Here is an 18,889-nt window from a genome sequence, read left to right as displayed (position 1 = left end):
GGACGGGGCCCGGTGCCGTCGCCGGCACCGGCCGCGCGGTCGGTCAGGTGAGGCCGAGTTCGTTGTCGATGAACGCGAAGACGTCGTCCGCGGACGCGGCTTCCAGCTGGTCTCCGACCTTCTGACCGCCGTCGCCGTTCTGCGCGTCGAGCGTTCCGGTCAGCCGGGTCAGCAGGGACTGCAGGCGGGCCGTGATCCTGGTGGCCTCGATGTCCTCGGCGGCGAGCGCCGAAGCGGCCTCCTCCAGGCGGTCGAGCTGGGCCAGTACGGGGAGTTCCCCGAGGCTGTCGTCCTGGCAGAGCTCCGACCACAGGTGGCCGGCCAGCGCGCCGGGGCTCGGGTGGTCGTAGATCATGCTGGTGGGCAGCGTGCGCCCGGTAGCGGCGACGAGCTTCGTGCGCAGGTCGACGGCGGCGACCGAGTCGAACCCGAGGTCCGTGAACCCCCGGTCCGCCCCGACCTCGGCCGGGTCGTCGTACCCGAGCAGCGCCGCGACATGCGTACGGACGAGGTCGAGCAGCGCGGACCGCTGCTCCGGTTCGGAGAGTCCCGCCAGCCGGTCCGTGAGCCCGGAGTCCCCGGCTCCGCCTTCGGCGCCACCGTCCGCGCCGATCGCGGCCCGCGCATCGGGCAGGGCGTCGAGAAGGGGGCGGGGGCGGGCGAGTACGTAGGTGGGGGCGAAGCGTTCCCAGTCGAACTCGGCGACCACCGCGTGCGAAGCGCCGCCCGTCAGGATGCGGCGCAGGGCGCCGATGGCGAGGGCGGGGTCCATCGCGGGGGCGCCCATGCGGCGCATGACAGCGGCCAGTTCGGCGTCGACCATTCCCCCGTTCCACGAACCCCATGCCACCGAAGTGGCGGAGAGACCGCGGGCGCGCCGGCTGTGCGCGAGCCCGTCGAGACTGGCGTTGGCGCTGCCGTACGCGGACTGGCCCGCACTGCCCCAGACGGCGGCGCCGGACGAGAACAGCACGAACGCGTCGAGCGGGGTGTCGCCGAGGAGTTCGTCCAGGTGACGGGCGCCGAGCACCTTGGCGTCGGCGACCTGGGCCAGCTCCGCGAGGGTCAGCTCACCGAGCGGGGCGATGCGCTGCGGCAGCCCGGCCGCGTGGAAGACGGCGGTGAGGTCCGTGAGGCCGGCGAGCAGGGTGCGTACGGCTTCGCGGTCGGCCATGTCGCAGGCCGCCACGGAGACGCGGGCCCCCATGGCCTCGATCTCCTCGGCCAGCTCCGCGACACCCGGGGCGTCCGGGCCGCGCCGCCCGGCGAGCACCACGTGTTCGGCACCGTCGGCGGCGAGCATCCGGGCCACATGGGCGCCGATCCCGCCGGTGCCTCCGGTGACGAGGACGGTGCCCCGGGCCTGCCGGGCCGCCGCCGGATCGGGCTGCGCGGGCCGGACCAGACGGCGGGCGTAGACACCTTGCGGGCGTACGGCGAGCTGGTCCTCGACGCTTCCCCGGGCGAGGGCGTCACAAACCCGGCGCAGGACCGCCTCACCGGTGTCTTGCGGCAGGTCGATCAGGCCGCCCCAGGTGTCCGGCGCCTCCAGCGCGAGCGCCGCACCGAGCCCCCACACAGCGGTCTGCTCGGGCCGCACGGCCGCGTCCCCGTCGTCGGTGGCCACCGCGCCCCGGGTGAGGCACCACACCGGAGCCGTCCACCCCAGGGCCGCCGTCTCACGCAACAGGGCGGTGGTGTCCGCGAGCCCCTGGGAGAGCACCGGGTGGTCCGGGTGCGGGGTGTTGTCGAGGGCGAGGAGGCTGACGACTCCGGCGGGGGCGGTGGACAGTGCGACGCCCTCGGTCAGGACGGGGTTCGCGCCCCGCTCCGCCAGTGCCCCGGCCAGCGCTTCCGCCAGGGCACGGCCCCCCGCCGCGTGTACGACGAGCCAGTCCCCGGTGAGCGGGGCGGACGGGGCGGGGTCCGCGACCGGCGCCCAGGAGACCCGGTAGCGCAGCGCGTCCACGGCCGACGCCTCGCGCCGCCCGGCGCGCCAGCTGGTGAGCGCGGGCAGCACGGGGGCCAGATCGGCGGGGTCGACACCGAGCCGCTCCGCGAGCCCGGCCGCGTCCTCCTGCTCCACGGACTCCCAGAAGCCGGCCTCACCGGGCTCCGAAGTGGCGGCCGTCGGGGCGGTCTCGGGCGCGGCGGCCCAGTAGGTGCGGTGCTGGAAGGCGTACGTGGGCAGGTCGACCCGGTGCGGGCGGTGGCCGGTCGCGGTGAAGCACGCGTCCCAGTCGACGGGCACGCCGCGGATGTGGGCGAGCGCGACGGCCTCCGTCAGCACCCGTGCCTCGTCGCGGTCCCGGCGCAGGGCGGCCGTGAAGACCGGCTGGTCGGTGCCTTCGTCGGCGCCGGTCAGGCAGTCGGGTCCGAGCGGGGTCAGGGCCGCGTCGGGGCCCAGTTCCAGGAAGGTGTGGACGCCCTTGGCGGCGAGCGCGCGCACGGCGTCGCTGAACCGGACGCCCGCGCGGACGTGCCGCACCCAGTAGTCCGCGCAGCCCAGTTCGTCGTCACCGGCGAGTTCACCGGTGACCGTGGAAACGACCGGGATGCGCGCGGTGGCGTACGAGATGCTCTCGGCGACCGCACGGAAGTCGTCGAGCATCGGCTCCATGAGCGGCGAGTGGAAGGCGTGCGACACGGCGAGCCGCTTGGTACGGCGGCCCTCGGCCGCGAAGTGGGCGGCGATGGCGAGCGCGTCGGTCTCGCCGCCGGAGACGATCACGGAACGCGGCCCGTTGAGCGCGGCGATCCCGGTCGCCGGGGTGAGCAGCGGTGTCACCTCGTCCTCGGACGCCTCCACGGCGACCATCGCTCCACCGCCCGGGAGCGCCTGCATCAGGCGGCCGCGGGCGGCGACCAGCCGGGCCGCGTCGTCCAGGGTGAGCACGCCCGCGACATGCGCGACGGCGAACTCGCCCACGGAGTGCCCGGCGAGGAAGTCGGGCCGGACGCCCCAGGACTCGACGAGCCGGTACAGCGCCACCTCGCACGCGAACAGGGCCGGCTGCGCGCACCCCGTGCCGTCGAGCAGCGCCCGGTCCTCGCCCCACATCGCCGCCCGCAACGAGGTGTCGAGGTGCGCGTCCAGCGCCTCCACCGCCTCGTCGAAGGCACGGGCGAACACCGGGTAGGCGGCGTGCAGTTCCCGGCCCATGCCGAGGCGCTGGGAACCCTGCCCGGTGAACAGCACGGCGCTCAGCGCGTCGGGCCGCGCGTCCCCGGTGACGGCCGCCTCGGCGGACCCGTCGGCGAGCGCGCGCAGCGCCCGTACGAGGTCGGTGCGACCGGCGGGCGCCTGTCCGTCGGCGACGACCACCGCGCGGTGTTCCAGGGCGGCCCGGGTGGTGGCCAGCGACCAGCCGGTGTCGGCCAGGGGCTCGGCCGGGCGGGCCTCCAGGTGGTCCGCCAGGCGGGCGGCCTGCGCGGCCAGCGCCTCGGGGCGGCGGGCGGAGAGGAGCACGGGGACGAAGCGGGGGGCGGGGCTCTGGTTCGTACGCTCCTCGTCGGTGCCCTGCGCCGTACCCTCCCCGCCGTCGGCGGAAACCGCCTCCGCCGGCGCTTCCTCCACGATCACGTGCACATTCGTGCCGCTCAGCCCGAACGACGACACCCCGGCCCGCTTGGCACGCCCCAGCTCCGGCCAGGCGACCGGCTCGGTCAGCAGCCGTACGCTGCCCGCGCTCCAGTCCACGTTGTGGCTCGGCTCGTCCACGTGCAGGGTGCGCGGCAGGACGCCCGCCTTCATCGCCTGCACCATCTTGATCACGCCACCGACGCCGGCGGCGGCCTGCGCGTGGCCGATGTTCGACTTGAACGAACCCAGCCACAGCGGCTGGCCGGCGGGCCGCTCGCGCCCGTAGGCGGCGATGAGGGCCTGCGCCTCGATCGGGTCGCCGAGGGTGGTGCCGGTGCCGTGCGCCTCGACGGCGTCCACGTCGGCGGGGGCGAGGTTGCCGGAGGCCAGGGCCTGCTGGATGACGCGCTGCTGCGAGGGGCCGTTCGGCGCGGTCAGCCCGTTGGACGCGCCGTCGGAGTTCATCGCGGAGCCGCGGATGACGGCGAGGACGGGGTGGCCGTTGCGGCGGGCGTCGGAGAGGCGCTCGACGAGGAGCATGCCCGCGCCCTCGGACCAGGTCGTGCCGTCGGCCGCCGCCGCGAAGGACTTGCAGCGGCCGTCGGGGGCGAGGCCCCGGTCCTGGCTGAAGCCCACGAAGGAGTCCGGGCTCGCCATGACGGTGACCCCGCCCGCGAGCGCCAGGGCGCATTCCCCGCTGCGCACCGACTGAACCGCGAGATGGAGGGCGACGAGCGAGGAGGAGCAGGCCGTGTCGACGGTGACCGCGGGGCCTTCGAGCCCCAGCGTGTAGGCGACGCGCCCGGAGGCGACGCTCGCCAGGCCGCCGGTACCGCCGCCGCCCGGGTAGTCGTGGTAGACCACCCCGGCGAACACACCGGTACGGCTGCCCTTCAGCGAGGTCGGGTCGATCCCGGCGCGCTCGATGACCTCCCAGGACACTTCGAGCAGCAGCCGCTGCTGCGGGTCGGTGTCCTTCGCCTCCCGCGGGCTGATCTTGAAGAAGTCCGCGTCGAACTCCCCCGCGTCGTGCAGGAAGCCCCCCTCACGGCAGTACGTCCTGCCGGGCGTCGACGGCTCGGGGTCGTACAGGGCGTCCATGTCCCAGCCACGGCCGTCCGGGAACAGCGACACGGCGTCCCGGCCCGCGTCCACCAGCTGCCACAGGTCATCGGGCGAGGTGATGCCACCGGGGAAGCGGCAGCCCATCGCCACGATCGCGACGGGCTCGCTGCCCCGCGCCTCGGCCTCCGACAACTGGCGTCGGGTGCGCTGGAGCTCGGCGGTGGCGCGCTTGAGATAGTCCCGTAGCTTGTCGTCGTTGCTCATCGAACCTCAACCAATCTGCAGCTGATCGCTGGCTAGGAGATGCCGAATTCGCTGTCGAGCACGTCGAACAGCTCCTCGTCGGTGACCGTTTCGAAGTCGGGCCCCTCGCCGGACGTCGCCGGGTCGCCCTGTGCGTCGCGCCACCGCCGCACGATCGCTTCCAGCCGGGCGGTGATCGCGTCCGCGCGGGCACTGACCGCCTCGGCGTCGCCGCCGGCGACGGGGAACCCGCCGAGCACGTCCTCGATCCGGTCCAGCTCGGCCAGCACGGCAGCAGCCGGGTCGCCGTCCCCCGCGCCGGTCTCGGAGTCCAGGCGCTCCGCCAGGAAGGCGGCGACGGCGCGCGGGGTCGGGTAGTCGAAGATCAGCGTGGCGGGCAGGTCGCAGGCGGACGCGGCGGTCAGCCGCTTGCGCAGCTCCACGGCGGCCAGCGAGTCGAAGCCCATGTCACGAAAGGCGAGGTCGGTCTCGACGACGCCCACGGAGGCGTGTCCGAGCACGGCTGCCACATGGGTCCGCACCAGCGCCAGCAGCACCCGTCCTGCCTCGGCCGCCCCGAGCCCTTCCAGTTCCGCCCGCAGACCGGCCGCCGCCTGCCGCGACTCCTCGGCGGTGGGCACGTCGTGCGCCACGTTCGGGACGGCGGTTCCGGTGGAACCGCTGCCCTCGACCCAGAAACGGGTGCGCTGGAAGGCGTACGTGGGCAGCTCGACGGTCCGCGCCCCGCTGCCGGCGAAGTACGCCTCCCAGTCGACCCGGACGCCCTGCGCGTACAGCCGTCCGACGGCTCCGACCAGGGATTCCGCCTCGGGCCGGCTCCTGCGCAGCAGCGGGACGAGCACGGTCTCTTCGTCGGTCACGGAGGCCGCGCCGAGAGCGGTGAGCACCGCGTCGGGGCCGATCTCGACGAACGTACGGGCTCCGAGGGCTTCGGCGGCGTTTACGGCGTCGGCGAAGCGGACAGGGCGGCGGACCTGGTCGACCCAGTAGTCCGGGTTCTGCCAGTCGGAGGCGGAGGCGGCGCCGGTGACGGTGGAGACGACCGGGATGCTCGGCTCGTTGAACGTCAACCCGCTGGTTGTGGCCCGGAAGTCGTCGAGCATCGGGTCCATGAGGGAGGAGTGGAAGGCGTGCGAGACGGGAAGGCGGCTGGTCTTGCGGCCGGCAGCCGCGAAGTGCTCGCCCACGGCCAGCACTTCCGCCTCAATGCCTGACAACACGACCGCCTGCGGGCCGTTGACGGCCGCGATGCCCACCCCGTCCGTGAGGAGGGGAAGCACCTCTTCCTCGGTCGCCTGCACGGCAACCATCGCGCCACCGGGGGGAAGCGCCTGCATCAGACGGCCACGCGCGACCACGAGCTTCGCGGCGTCCGCGAGTGAGAGCACCCCGGCAACGTGCGCGGCAGCCAGCTCACCGATCGAGTGACCGACCACGACATCAGCCTTGACGCCCCACGCCTCCACCAACCGGAACAACGCCACCTCGAAGGCGAACAGCGCAGGCTGGGTGTACGAAGTCGCGTTGAGCGCCTCCGCGTCTTCCCCCCACACCACCTCACGCAACCCCGTACCGAGATGCGCTTCTACCTCCGCACACACCGCGTCAAACGCCCCCGCGAACACCGGGAAGGCCGCATACAACTCACGCCCCATCCCCAGCCGCTGCGCACCCTGCCCCGTGAACAGAAACGCCGACTTGCCCGCCCGGCGGGCCCGGCCGACGGCCACCGCCGGGTGTTCGTTCCCCGCCGCGAGCGCGGCAAGCGCGTCCGCGCGGTCGGCCTGTGTCCGGCCGAGGACCACCGCCCGGTGGGTGAAGGCGGTCCGGGTGGTGGCCAGGGAGAGCCCGATGTCCGCCGCATCGGCCTCGGGCTCTCCCAGGGTCTGTTCCCGCAGGCAGGCGGCCTGAGCAGCGAGGGCCTGCCCGGACTTTGCCGACACCACCCAAGGAACCACGGGGAGCGCGGCCCGCACGGCCGTCTCCCCCGTCTCTTCCGGCGCCTCCTCGACGATCACATGCGCGTTCGTCCCACTGATCCCGAAGGAGGACACCCCGGCCCGCCGCACCGCACCGCCGGGCACCCAGGGGCGCGACTCGGCCAGCAGCTCGACCGCGCCCTCCGCCCAGTCCACCTGGTCCGAAGGCGTTTCGGCGTACAGGGACCTGGGAAGCACGCCGTGGCGCATGGCCATGACCATCTTGATGATCCCCGCGACACCCGCCGCCGCCTGGCTGTGGCCCATGTTCGACTTGATGGACCCCAGCCACAGGGGCCGGCCCTCGGGCCGCTCCCGTCCGTAGGTCTCCAGGAGCGCCTGCGCCTCGATCGGGTCGCCGAGGGTCGTACCGGTGCCGTGCGCCTCGACCGCGTCCACCTCCGCCGCCGTCAGGCCCGCGTCCTCCAGGGCGCGGCGGATGACGCGCTGCTGGGCGGGTCCGTTGGGGGCGGTGAGGCCGTTGCTGGCACCGTCCTGGTTGAGCGCCGAGCCCCGGACCACGGCGAGGACCGGGTGGCCGTTGCGGCGCGCGTCGGACAGCCGCTCCAGGACCAGGACACCGGCGCCCTCGGAGCAGGCGACGCCGTCGGCGGAGGCGGAGAAGGACTTGGAGCGCCCGTCGGACGCGAGGCCCTGCTGCGTGCTGAAGTACACGAACATGTCCGGGGTCGACATGACCGTCACGCCGCCCGCCAGGGCGAGTGAGCACTCACCCGCCCTCAGCGCCTGCGCCGCCAGGTGCAGCGCCACCAGCGAGGAGGAGCAGGCCGTGTCGACGCTGACCGCAGGTCCTTCGAGCCCCAGCGTGTAGGCGACCCGGCCGGACACCACACTGCCGGCCGTGGTGCTCCCGGGCTCCGCGCCGAGCGCGTAGTCGTGGTACATCACTCCGGCGAACACGCCCGTGGACGAGCCCTTGAGCGTCGTCGGGTCGATCCCGGACCGCTCGATCGCCTCCCAGGCCACCTCAAGCAGCAGCCGCTGCTGCGGGTCGGTCACCAGGGCCTCGTTGGGGCTGATCCCGAAGAACACCGGGTCGAACTCTGGTGCGTCGTAGAGGAAGCCGCCCTCGCGCGCGTACGTCTTGCCGGGCTTACCCGGCTCGGGGTCGTACACACCCTCGTCCCAGCCGCGGTCCGCGGGGAACTCCCCGATCGCGTCGACGCCGTCAGCGACCAGCTTCCACAGGGTCTCGGGGCTCGTGGCACCGCCCGGGTAGCGGCAGCCCATGCCGACGATGACCACCGGGTCGTCGTGGTGCGTGCCGCGACCGGACGGGCCCGCCTCTTCGAGACGGCGCTCGGTGTCCGCCAGCCGGCGGCGCACCTCCCGCAGGTCGGTCGTGGCCCGCTTCAGGTATTCGAGAAGTCGCTCTTCGTTGCTCACAGAGACCTACTCCCTCTGGCTCGACGATCCGTGGCGACTCACTCACGCGGCGTCCAACGTTGATCGGATTCGAACGCTACTGACGGCTCCGAGGGGCGGCCTACCCTTAACCCACCCCTGCCGAGGGCCCCTGTCCGGCGGGGGGCGAGCGCGCGAAAGGCCGGGGTGCGTGACGGCTGCCGTACAGCTGCCACGCACCCCGGCCGGGGCCCGTACCGCCTGGTGAGGCGGGACCGGGGGTCAGGGGGTCGCGGGGGTGCCGAGCTCGTTGTCGAGGATGTCGAACAGCTCATCCGCGGTGACCTCGCCGAGGTCCTGCGCCGTCTCGTCCGGCTGCGGTGCGTCGAGCCGGCCGGCCAGCTCCCTCAGGCGCTGGACGAACCGGGCGCGTTCGGGTCCGGCGGGCGGGGCTTCGGTGGTGAGCAGGGTCTCCAGCTTCTTGAGGTCCGCCTCCGCCCTGGACACCGGCGCGGCCGGGACCAGACGGGCGGCGATGTACGCGGCGACCTCCGCCGCGCTCGGGTAGTCGAAGATCAGCGTGGCGGGCAGCCGCACCCCGCTCACCGCGCTGAGCTGGTTGCGCAGTTCCACCGAGCCCAGGGAGTCGAAACCCAGCTCCCCGAACGCGCGGTCCGGTTCGACCGCCTCACCGGACGCGTGACCGAGTACGGCCGCCGCGTGCCCCCGTACGACGTCCAGGATGATCCCGGTCCGCTCCTCCTCGTCGCACCCCGCGACCCGCGCGGCCAGCCAGGCACCCTTGGGCGCACCGGCCGTGGACCGCTTGCGGGCGGGCGGGGCGATGGCGCGCAGGAGGGCGGGGAGTTCGTCGGTACGGGTGCGCAGGGCGCCCGGGTCGACCCGGAGCGGAACGGTGGCCGCGACACCCGACGTCAGGGCGGCGTCGAACAGGGCGAGGGCCTCCGCCTCGGACAGCGCGGGCATCCCCGCCCGGCGCATGCGCTCCAGGTCGGCGTCGGCCAGGTGGGACGCCATGCCGGTGTCCACGGCCCAGAGCCCGAAGGCCATGGAGGACGCCGCAAGGCCCTCGGCGTGACGTTTGGCGGCGAGTGCGTCGAGGAAGACGTTGGCCGCCGCGTAGTTGCCCTGCCCGGCCGCCAGGACCAGACCGCCGGCGGACGAGAACATCACGAACGCCGACAGGTCCAGGTCCCGGGTCAGCTCGTGCAGATGCCAGGCCGCGTCCGCCTTCGGGCGCAGCACCGCGTCCACCCGCTCGGGCGTCAGCGCACCCACCACACCGTTGTCCGCGACACCGGCGACGTGGACGACACCGGAGAGCGGGCGCGCCGGATCCACGGACGCGAGAACGGCGGCCAACGAGTCCCGGTCCGCCACGTCACAGGCCGCCACGGAGACCGATGCGCCCAGCCCGGACAGCTCCGCCACCAGGTCGGCCGCGCCGGGCGCGTCCGCACCCCGGCGGCCCACGAGGAGCAGGCTCCGCACTCCGTGCTCGACCACCAGGTGCCGGGCCACCCGGGCGCCAAGACCACCGGTGCCGCCCGTGATCAGGACGGTCCCGTCCGCGTCCCACACCGGACCGGCCTCGCCGCCCGGACCCGCCGGGACCAGGCGCGGCACCCGCACCTCGCCGTCGCGCACCAGCAACTCCGGCTCGCCCAGGGCGACCAGCCGACCCAGCGGAACCGAGTCGTCGGAGTCGATCAGGACGAACCGCCCCGGGTTCTCCGCCTGCGCGGCCCGGACCAGACCCCAGACGGGGGCCTGTCGCAGGTCCACCGGTCCGGCGGCCTCGGCATCGACCGCGCCACGGGTGAGGACCGCCAGGGCCGCGCCCTCTTCCCGCTCGTCGGACAGCCAATCCCGCACGGCCGCCAGAGCACGGCCCACCACGCCCCGTACGGCGCCCGGCACGTCCGCGTCCTTCTCCGCCGCCACCACGCACTCGTAAACAGCGGGTGTCGGCGCCTCGGACGCCTCGTCGCCCAGGGCCACCGGCTGCCAGTCCACCCGGAGCAGCGAGTCGGCGGTCCCCGGGCCGGACTGCTGGTCCCAGACGGGCCGGGACAGCAGGGACTCCACCGACAGCACCGGGTTGCCGTGCTCGTCGGCGACGGTCAGCGAGAGGCCGTCCTGGTGGGCGACGGGCCTGACCCGGACCCGGAGCGCCTTCGCCCCGGCCGCGTGCAGGGCGACGCCGTTCCAGGCGAAGGGGAGCAGCGTCTGCCCGCCGTCCTCACGCCCCGGGATGGCCAGCAGCCCGACGTGCATCGCCGCGTCGAGCAGGGCGGGGTGGAGGCCGAAGCGGGCGGCGTCCTCGTGGGCGGACTCGGGGAGGCGGACCTCGGCGTACAGCTCCTCGCCGAGGCTCCAGGCCGCGGTGAGGCCCTGGAACGCCGGTCCGTAGTGGTAGCCGGCCTCCGCGAGGTCCTGGTAGGCACTGTCTACGGCCAGCTCGTCGGCCCCGGCCGGCGGCCAGTCCACGTGCCCGTCCGGCCCGGCCTCGTCGGGTGCCGGGACCAGGACCCCTTCGGCGTGGCGGGTCCACGGCAGGTCCGGCTGGTCCTCGGCGCGCGAGTGGACCGCCACGGTCCGGCGCCCGGTCTCGTCCGCCGCCCCGACGGCCACCTGGACGGCGATGCCGCCGAGGGGTTGCAGGACGAGGGGCGCCTGCAGGGTCAGCTCCTCCAGCAGCCCGCAGTCGAGCAGTTCGCCCGCCCGGACGGCCAGTTCGACGAAGCCGGTGCCGGGCAGCAGGACGCTCCCGAGGACGTTGTGGTCGACGATCCAGCCGTGCGTCCCGGCGGACAGCCTGCCGGTGAGCACCGCACCGCCGTCGTCGGGCAGCACCACGGCCGCGCGGAGCACCGGGTGGTCGAGCGCGAGCTGCCCGGACGCGGCAGCGCCGCCCTGGGACGTGGGTGCTTCGAGCCAGTAGCGGCTGCGCTGGAAGGCGTACGTGGGCAGCTCGACGGTCCGCGCCCCGGCACCGGCGTAGAACGCCCGCCAGTCCACCTCCCCGCCGCCGACGAACACCCGCGCCAGGCCCCCGGCCAGGGACTCCGGCTCGGGGCGGTTCCTGCGGACGAGCGGGACGAACGCGCTGGTGTCCTCGGTGGCCGAGCCGGCCCCGAGGGCGGTGAGGATCGCGTCCGGGCCGATCTCCACGAACGTACGGGCCCCGAAGGCCTCGGCCGCGTTCACGGCGTCGGCGAAACGCACGGGCCGGCGGACCTGGTCGACCCAGTACTCGGGGGACTGCCAGTCGGAGGAGACGAGCCCGGTGACCGTGGAGACGACCGGGATGCTCGGTTCGCTGAACGTCAACTCGCTCACTACGGCCCGGAAGTCTCCGAGCATCGGGTCCATGAGCGAGGAGTGGAACGCGTGCGAGACGGGAAGGCGGCTGGTCTTGCGGCCCAGCGCGGCGAAGTGCTCGCCTATACCCACCGCCTCGGACTCCACACCCGAAACGACCACGGAACGCGGCCCGTTGACGGCGGCGACGCCCACCCCGTCCGTGAGGAGCGGAAGCACCTCGTCCTCGGTCGCCTGCACCGCGACCATCGCGCCACCGGCCGGGAGCGCCTGCATCAGGCGGCCTCGGGCAACGACCAGCTTCGCCGCGTCCGCGAGCGACAGAACCCCAGCGATGTGCGCGGCCGCCAGCTCACCGATCGAGTGACCGACCACGACATCCGGCTTGACCCCCCACGCCTCCACCAGCCGGAACAGAGCAACTTCGTATGCGAAGAGCGCGGGCTGAGTGGACCCGGTGGCGTTCAGCGCCTCCGCGTCTTCCCCCCACACCACGTCACGCAACCCCGAACCGAGATGCGCGTCTACCTCGCCGCACACCGCGTCAAACACCTCGGCGAACACGGGGGAGGTGTCATACAACCCGCGCCCCATCCCCAGCCGCTGAGCCCCCTGCCCCGTGAACAGGAACGCCGTCTTCCCCTTGGCCGCCGCACCCCGTACCAGCCCCGGGTGCTCCTCGCCCGCCGCGAGTGCGGCCAGCGCGTCCGTACGGTCTCCGAGGACCACCGCCCGGTGCTCGAACACCGAGCGCGAGGCCACCAACGAGTGACCGATGTCCTCGGCCCGGTGGTCACCGGCCACGGACAGCAGCCGCGCCGCCTGCTCCGCCAGGGCCTCGGGGGACTTCGCGGACACCACCCACGGAGCGACGGCCAGGCCGGCCCCGGGCTCGACCGCCGCAGCCCCTGGCGGCTCCTCCACGATCACGTGCGCGTTCGTCCCGCTCAGCCCGAACGACGACACCCCGGCCCGCCTCGGCCGCCCCGCCGGCGCCCACTCGCGGGCCTCCGTCAGAAGCTCCACGTCTCCGGCGGACCAGTCGATCTGGTCCGAGCGCTCCTCCGCGTGCAGGGACGGCGGCAGCACACCGTGCCGCATCGCCATGACCATCTTGATGATCCCCGCGACACCGGCGGCGGCCTGCGTGTGGCCCATGTTCGACTTGATGGAACCCAGCCACAGGGGCGCCTCGTCCGCGCGCCCCTGCCCGTAGGTGGCGAGCAGCGCCTGCGCCTCGATGGGGTCACCGAGCCGGGTGCCCGTGCCGTGCGCCTCGACCGCGTCGACCTCCCCAGCCGCCAGGCCCGCGTCGGACAGCGCCTGGCGGATCACGCGCTGCTGGGCGGGCCCGTTGGGGGCGGTGAGGCCGTTGCTCGCGCCGTCCTGGTTCAGGGCCGAGCCCCGGACCACCGCGAGCACGGGGTGGCCGTTGCGCCGGGCGTCCGACAGGCGCTCCAGGAGCAGCACACCCGCGCCCTCGCCCCAGCCCGTGCCGTCCGCGCCCGCGCCGAAGGACTTGCAGCGTCCGTCCGGCGAGAGCCCGCGCTGCTCGCTGAAGTACACGAGCATGTCCGGCGTCGACATCACCGTCACACCGCCCGCCAGGGCGAGTGAGCACTCACCCGCCCTCAGCGCCTGCGCCGCCGAGTGGAGCGCGACCAGGGAGGACGAGCAAGCCGTGTCGACGGTGACCGCCGGGCCTTCGAGACCGAGCGTGTAGGCGACCCGGCCGGACACCAGGCTTCCCGCCGTGCCACCCGCGTAATCGTGGTACATCACACCGGCGTAGACCCCGGCGCGACTGCCCTTGAGCGTCGTCGGGTCCACACCCGCGCGTTCGATCGCCTCCCAGGACACTTCGAGAAGCAGCCGCTGCTGCGGGTCCATGACCGCCGCCTCGCGCGGGCTGATCCCGAAGAACGCGGGGTCGAACTCGGCCGCGTCGTAGAGGAATCCACCGTCCCGGGCGTACGACTTGCCGGGCACGCCCGGTTCCGGGTCGTACACGTCCGGGTCCCAGCCCCGGTCGTCGGGGAGCGGGGCGATGGCGTCCACGCCGTCCGCGACCAGTCGCCACAGCTCGTCCGGGGTGGTCACACCGCCCGGGTAGCGGCAGGCCATGCCCACGATCACGACCGGGTCGTCGGCGCCCGCCCGGGCGATGGCGGGCACCTGTTCGCGCTCCGCGTCCGGGGTGCCGTCGATCAGCGTCAGGACGAACGCGGCGACGGCCTCGGCGGTCGGGTGGTCGAAGATCAGCGTCGCCGGGAGCCGCAGCCCGGTCTCGGTGTCGAGCCGGTTGCGGAGTTCGACGGCGGTCAGGGAGTCGAAGCCCAGCTCGTCGAAGGCGCGGCCCGGTTCGATGGCCTCGCCCGATGCGTGACCGAGGACGGCCGCGATCTTCGTACGGACCAGCTCCAGGACAGCCCGGGCGCGCTCGGCGCCGGTCAGACCTGCGAGCCGCGTCCGCAGCACCGGCGAACCACCACGCGCCGCGCGGCGTCCGGACGCCCGCACCAGCCCCCGCAGCAGGGCGGGCACCTCATCGGCGTGGGCGCGCAGGACCGCGAGGTCGAGGCGTACCGGCACCGAGGCCGCGATGCCCGACCCCAGGGCGGCGTCGAAGAGGGCGAGGCCCCGGTCGGCGGGGATCGCGGGGGTGCCGGCCTCGCGCATCCGGTCCAGCTCGGCCGCACCGAGCCCGGTGCCCATGCCCCCGGGGGTGTCCCAGAGCCCGAAGGCGAGGGAGGACGCCGGAAGGCCTTCGGCGTGACGTTTGGCGGCGAGCGCGTCGAGGAAGGCGTTGGCCGCCGCGTAGTTGGCCTGGCCCGTGGAGCCGAGGGTGCCCGCGATGGACGAGAACAGGACGAAGGCGGTGAGGTCCAGGTCCCGGGTCAGCTCATGCAGGTGCCAGGCGGCGTCCGCCTTGGGCGCGAAGACGCCCCGGAGGCGGTCGGCGCTCAGCGAACCGATCATCGCGTCGTCCAGGACGCCCGCCGCGTGGACGATGCCCCGCAGCGGGTGCGCCGGGTCGGCACCGGCCAGCAGCGCGGCCACGGCCTCCCGGTCGGCCACGTCGCAGGCGGCGAAGGACACGCGCGCGCCCGACTCGCCGAGTTCCGCCCGCAGTTCCTCGGCCCCGGGTGCCTGGGCGCCCCGGCGGCCGGCCAGCAGCAGGTGGCATACGCCGTGTTCGCTGACCAGGTGGCGGGCGACGAGCGCGCCGAGGCCGCCCGTTCCGCCGGTGATCAGCACGGTGCCTTCCGCGTCCCACACCGGTGCGGCCTCGGGGGACGCGGTGACCCGGGCCAGCCGGGGCGTCAGCGCCCGCCTGTCGCGTACGGCGGACTCCGGCTCCTCGCTGGGTCCGGTGTGCGGCAGCCCCTCGGGGGCGTCCGTGTCGAGCAGCACGAACCGGCCCGGGCTCTCCGCCTGCGCGGCCCGGACCAGGCCCCACACCGGGGCCTGCCGTACGTCGACCGCTTCGCCGTCCGCCGTGGCGACCGCGCCGCGTGTGACGACGAGCAGGGTGGCGGCGGCGAACCGCTGGTCCGCCAGCCACTGCCGTACGACATCCAGGACGTGCGCCGACACCGCGTGTGCGGCCGAGGGCACGTCGTCCCCCACAGCGGCCGGGGCGCAGTCCAGGACGACCGTGCCGGTCACGGGGCCCTCGGCGGGGACATCCTCCCAGCGCTGCCAGTCACCGGACGCGGGAGCGATCCCGGCGGGCTGCCAGACGACCCGGTACAGCGGATCCGTGGCCTTACCCGTACCGCCGGGCGTCGAATCCATTGCCCGGCCGACGACTCCGCCGACCGAGGCGACCGGGGCGCCCGCCCCGTCCGCGATTTCCAGGGCCAGGCTTTCCGGGGTGGGTCGCGAGATGCGGACCCGGGCCGTCGACGTGCCGTCCGCGTAGAGCCGCACGTCCTTCCAGACGAACGGCAGAACCGTTCCGCCGCCCTGCTCCCCGGCGCCATCAACGAGCGCGGCGTGCATCGAAGCGTCCAGCAGGGCGGGGTGCAGGCCGTAGTCGGCGGCCGGTACGTCGTCGTCGAGCGCGATCTCCGCGTACAGGTCGCCGTCGAGCCGCCAGGCCGCCGTCAGCCCCTGGAAGGCGGGGCCGTACGCGAGCCCCTGTTCGCGCAGGGTCTCGTACGCGCCGTCGAGCGCGACGGGCTCCGCGCCGGCGGGCGGCCAGGCTGACAGCTCGAAGGCGGGCGCCCCCGCGTCCTCGGCCAGCACACCTTCCGCGTGCAGCTGCCAGTCGCCATCGGCCACGTTCTCGTGCCGCGCGTACACGCCGACCGTGCGCCGGGCGGACTCGTCGGCCGCCCCCACGACGACCTGCACGGCGACGGCGCCGTCCTCGGGCAGGACGAGCGGCGCGTGCAGGGCCAGCTCCTCCAGGACCGCGCAGCCGACGTGGTCACCGGCGCGCACGGCGAGTTCGACGAACCCGGCACCGGGGAAGAGCACCGCATCCCGCACCACATGGTCCGCGAGCCACGGCTGAGCCGCCACGGCCAGCCGCCCGCTCAGCACCGCGCCCCCGGAGTCGGCCAGGGTGACCACGGAACCGAGCAGCGGGTGCGGGTGCGGCGTGCTCCCCGGCTTCACCGCGTCGAGCCAGAACCGGGTGCGCTGGAAGGGGTACGTGGGAAGGTCGACCCTCGCCGCACCCGTACCCGCGAAGAACGCCTCCCAATCGACCCGCACCCCGTCCGCGTACAGCCGGCCGAGCCCGCCGACCAGCGACTCGGGCTCGGGGCGGTTCCTGCGTACGAGCGGAACGAAGGCGGTGTTCTCGCCGGCGGCGGACGCGGTTCCGAGGGCGGTGAGAATCGCGTCGGGGCCGATCTCGACGAACGTACGAGCACCGAAGACCTCGGCCGCGTTCACGGCATCCGCGAAACGGACAGGGCGACGGACCTGGTCGACCCAGTACTCCGGGGACTGCCAATCGGCGGACAGCGCGCCGGTCACCGTGGAGACAACGGGAATGCGCGGCTCGGAGAACGTCAACCGTGCTGTGACGGACCGGAACTCGTCGAGCATCGGCTCCATCAGCGAGGAGTGGAACGCGTGCGAGACGGGAAGGCGGCTCGTCTTCCGGCCCAGAGCCGAGAAGTGTTCGCCGATACCCACCGCCTCTGACTCCACACCCGAAACCACCACGGACTGCGACCCGTTGACCGCCGCGATGGACACGCCGTCGGTCAGGAGCGGCAGCACCTCTTCCTCGGCCGCCTGCACGGCAACCATCGCGCCACCGGCGGGAAGCGCCTGCATCAGACGACCGCGCGCGACCACGAGCTTCGCGGCGTCCGCGAGTGAGAGCACCCCGGCGATGTGCGCGGCGGCCAGCTCACCGATCGAGTGACCGACCACGACGTCGGGCTTGACGCCCCACGCCTCCACCAGCCGGAACAGCGCCACCTCGAAGGCGAACAGCGCAGGCTGGGTGTACGAAGTCGCGTTGAGCGCCTCCGCCTCTTCCCCCCACACCACCTCACGCAACCCACGATCAAGGTGCGCGTCTACCTCCGCACACACCGCGTCAAACGCCTCAGCGAACACCGGAAAGGCCGCATACAACTCACGCCCCATACCCAGCCGCTGCGCCCCCTGCCCCGTGAACAGAAGCGCCGACTTCCCGACCGCCCGCGTGACCCCCTGCACCAGCCCCGGGTGCTCCTCGCCCGCCGCCAGCGCGGCCAGCGCGCCCGTACGGTCTCCGAGCACCACCGCACGGTGGCTGAACGCAGTACGCGTGGTGGCCAGGGAACGCCCGACGTCCTCGGCCCGGTGGTCACCGGCCACGGGCAGCAGCCGCGACGCCTGCTCCGCCAGCGCGCCCGGGGTCTTCGCGGACAGCACCCAGGGCGTGAGCGCCAGGTCCGCCCCCGCCTCGCCGCCCGCAGGGGCCTCCGGCGCCTCCTGCACGATCACGTGCGCGTTCGTCCCGCTCAGCCCGAAGGAGGACACGCCGGCCCGTCGCGGCCGCCCTGTCCGCGCCCACTCCCGGTTCTCCGTGAGCAGTTCCACGTCACCCGCCGACCAGTCCACCTGGTCCGACGGCGCATCGACATGGAGGGACTGGGGAAGGACGCCGTGGCGCATGGCCATGACCATCTTGATGATGCCCGCGACACCGGCGGCGGCCTGCGTGTGGCCGAAGTTCGACTTCACCGACCCCAGCCACAGCGGCCGGTCCGCCGGCCTGCCCTGGCCGTAGGTGGCGAGCAGCGCCTGCGCCTCGATCGGGTCACCGAGCCGGGTACCCGTGCCGTGCGCCTCGACGGCATCGACCTCGGCGGCCGACAGACCCGCGTCCTTGAGGGCGTTGCGGATGACGCGCTGCTGGGCGGGCCCGTTCGGCACGGTCATCGCGGCCGAGGCGCCGTCCTGGTTGACCGCCGAGCCGCTGACGAGGGCGAGCACGGGGTGCCCGTTGCGCCGGGCGTCCGACAGGCGTTCCAGGAGCAGTACACCCGCGCCCTCGCCCCAGCCCGTGCCGTCGGCCGCCGCCGCGAACGGCTTGCAGCGGCCGTCCGGGGCGAGGCCGCGCTGCCCGCTGAAGTACACGAGCATGTCCGGCGTCGACATGACCGTCACACCGCCCGCCAGGGCGAGTGAGCACTCACCCGACCGCAGCGCCTGCGCCGCCGTGTGCAGCGCGACCAGCGAGGAGGAGCAGGCGGTGTCGATGGTCACCGCCGGGCCCTCCAGACCGAGCGTGTAAGCGACGCGGCCGGAGACGAAGCTTCCCGCCGCGCCGTCCGCGTAATCGTGGTACATCACACCGGCGTAGACCCCGGTGCGGCTGCCCTTGAGCGTCGTCGGATCGACACCCGCGCGTTCGATCGCCTCCCAGGACACCTCCAGGAGCAGCCGCTGCTGCGGGTCCATGGCCAGCGCCTCGCGCGGGCTGATCCCGAAGAAGTCCGGGTCGAACTCCGCCGCGTCGTAGAGGAACGCGCCGTCCCGGGCGTACGACTTGCCGGGCAGCCCCGGCTCGGGGTCGTACACGTCCGGGTCCCAGCCCCGGTCGGCCGGGAAGCCGGACACCGCGTCGACGCCCCCGGCCACCAGCCGCCACAGGTCCTCCGGCGTGCCGGCCCCGCCGGGGTAGCGGCACGCCATGGCGACGATCGCGATCGGGTCGTTGCTCGCCGCGGTGAGCCGGGCGTTCTCCTCGCGCAGCCGCTCGTTGTCCGTGAGCGACTTACGGAGCGCCGCCACGACCTGTTCCATCGATGTGCTGGTCACGTCATCCTCA

At 74.1% G+C, this 18,889-nt stretch carries 3 protein-coding genes; all 3 read right to left on the bottom strand.

The features are described from left to right. Positions 1-43: 43 nt before the first annotated feature. The 3 genes from OG242_RS16280 to OG242_RS16270 all read right to left on the bottom strand — a co-directional run bounded on the left by OG242_RS16280 (position 44) and on the right by OG242_RS16270 (position 18,879). Positions 44-4,912, bottom strand: coding sequence for a type I polyketide synthase (locus OG242_RS16280; protein ID WP_405898851.1), 4,869 nt, complete (start codon positions 4,910-4,912; stop codon positions 44-46). 32 nt (positions 4,913-4,944) lie between these two features. Further along, positions 4,945-8,298: a type I polyketide synthase gene (locus OG242_RS16275; protein ID WP_405898850.1), complete on the bottom strand. Its 3,354-nt coding sequence runs from the start codon at positions 8,296-8,298 to the stop codon at positions 4,945-4,947. A 240-nt stretch (positions 8,299-8,538) separates the two neighbouring features. After that, a complete protein-coding gene (locus OG242_RS16270) occupies positions 8,539-18,879 on the bottom strand; it encodes an SDR family NAD(P)-dependent oxidoreductase (protein WP_405898849.1) in 10,341 nt (3,446 codons plus the stop codon). Positions 18,880-18,889 lie beyond the last annotated feature (10 nt).

It is taken from the genome of Streptomyces sp. NBC_00727, from assembly GCF_045161745.1.
In the GTDB taxonomy this organism is placed as follows: domain Bacteria; phylum Actinomycetota; class Actinomycetes; order Streptomycetales; family Streptomycetaceae; genus Streptomyces.
This window is presented reverse-complemented; position numbering and strand designations above follow the sequence as displayed.

Coding starts and splice junctions, on each gene's coding strand:
- OG242_RS16280 (WP_405898851.1), bottom strand. CDS start 4,912: ATGAGCAACGACGACAAGCTACGGGACTATCTCAAGCGCGCCACCGCC.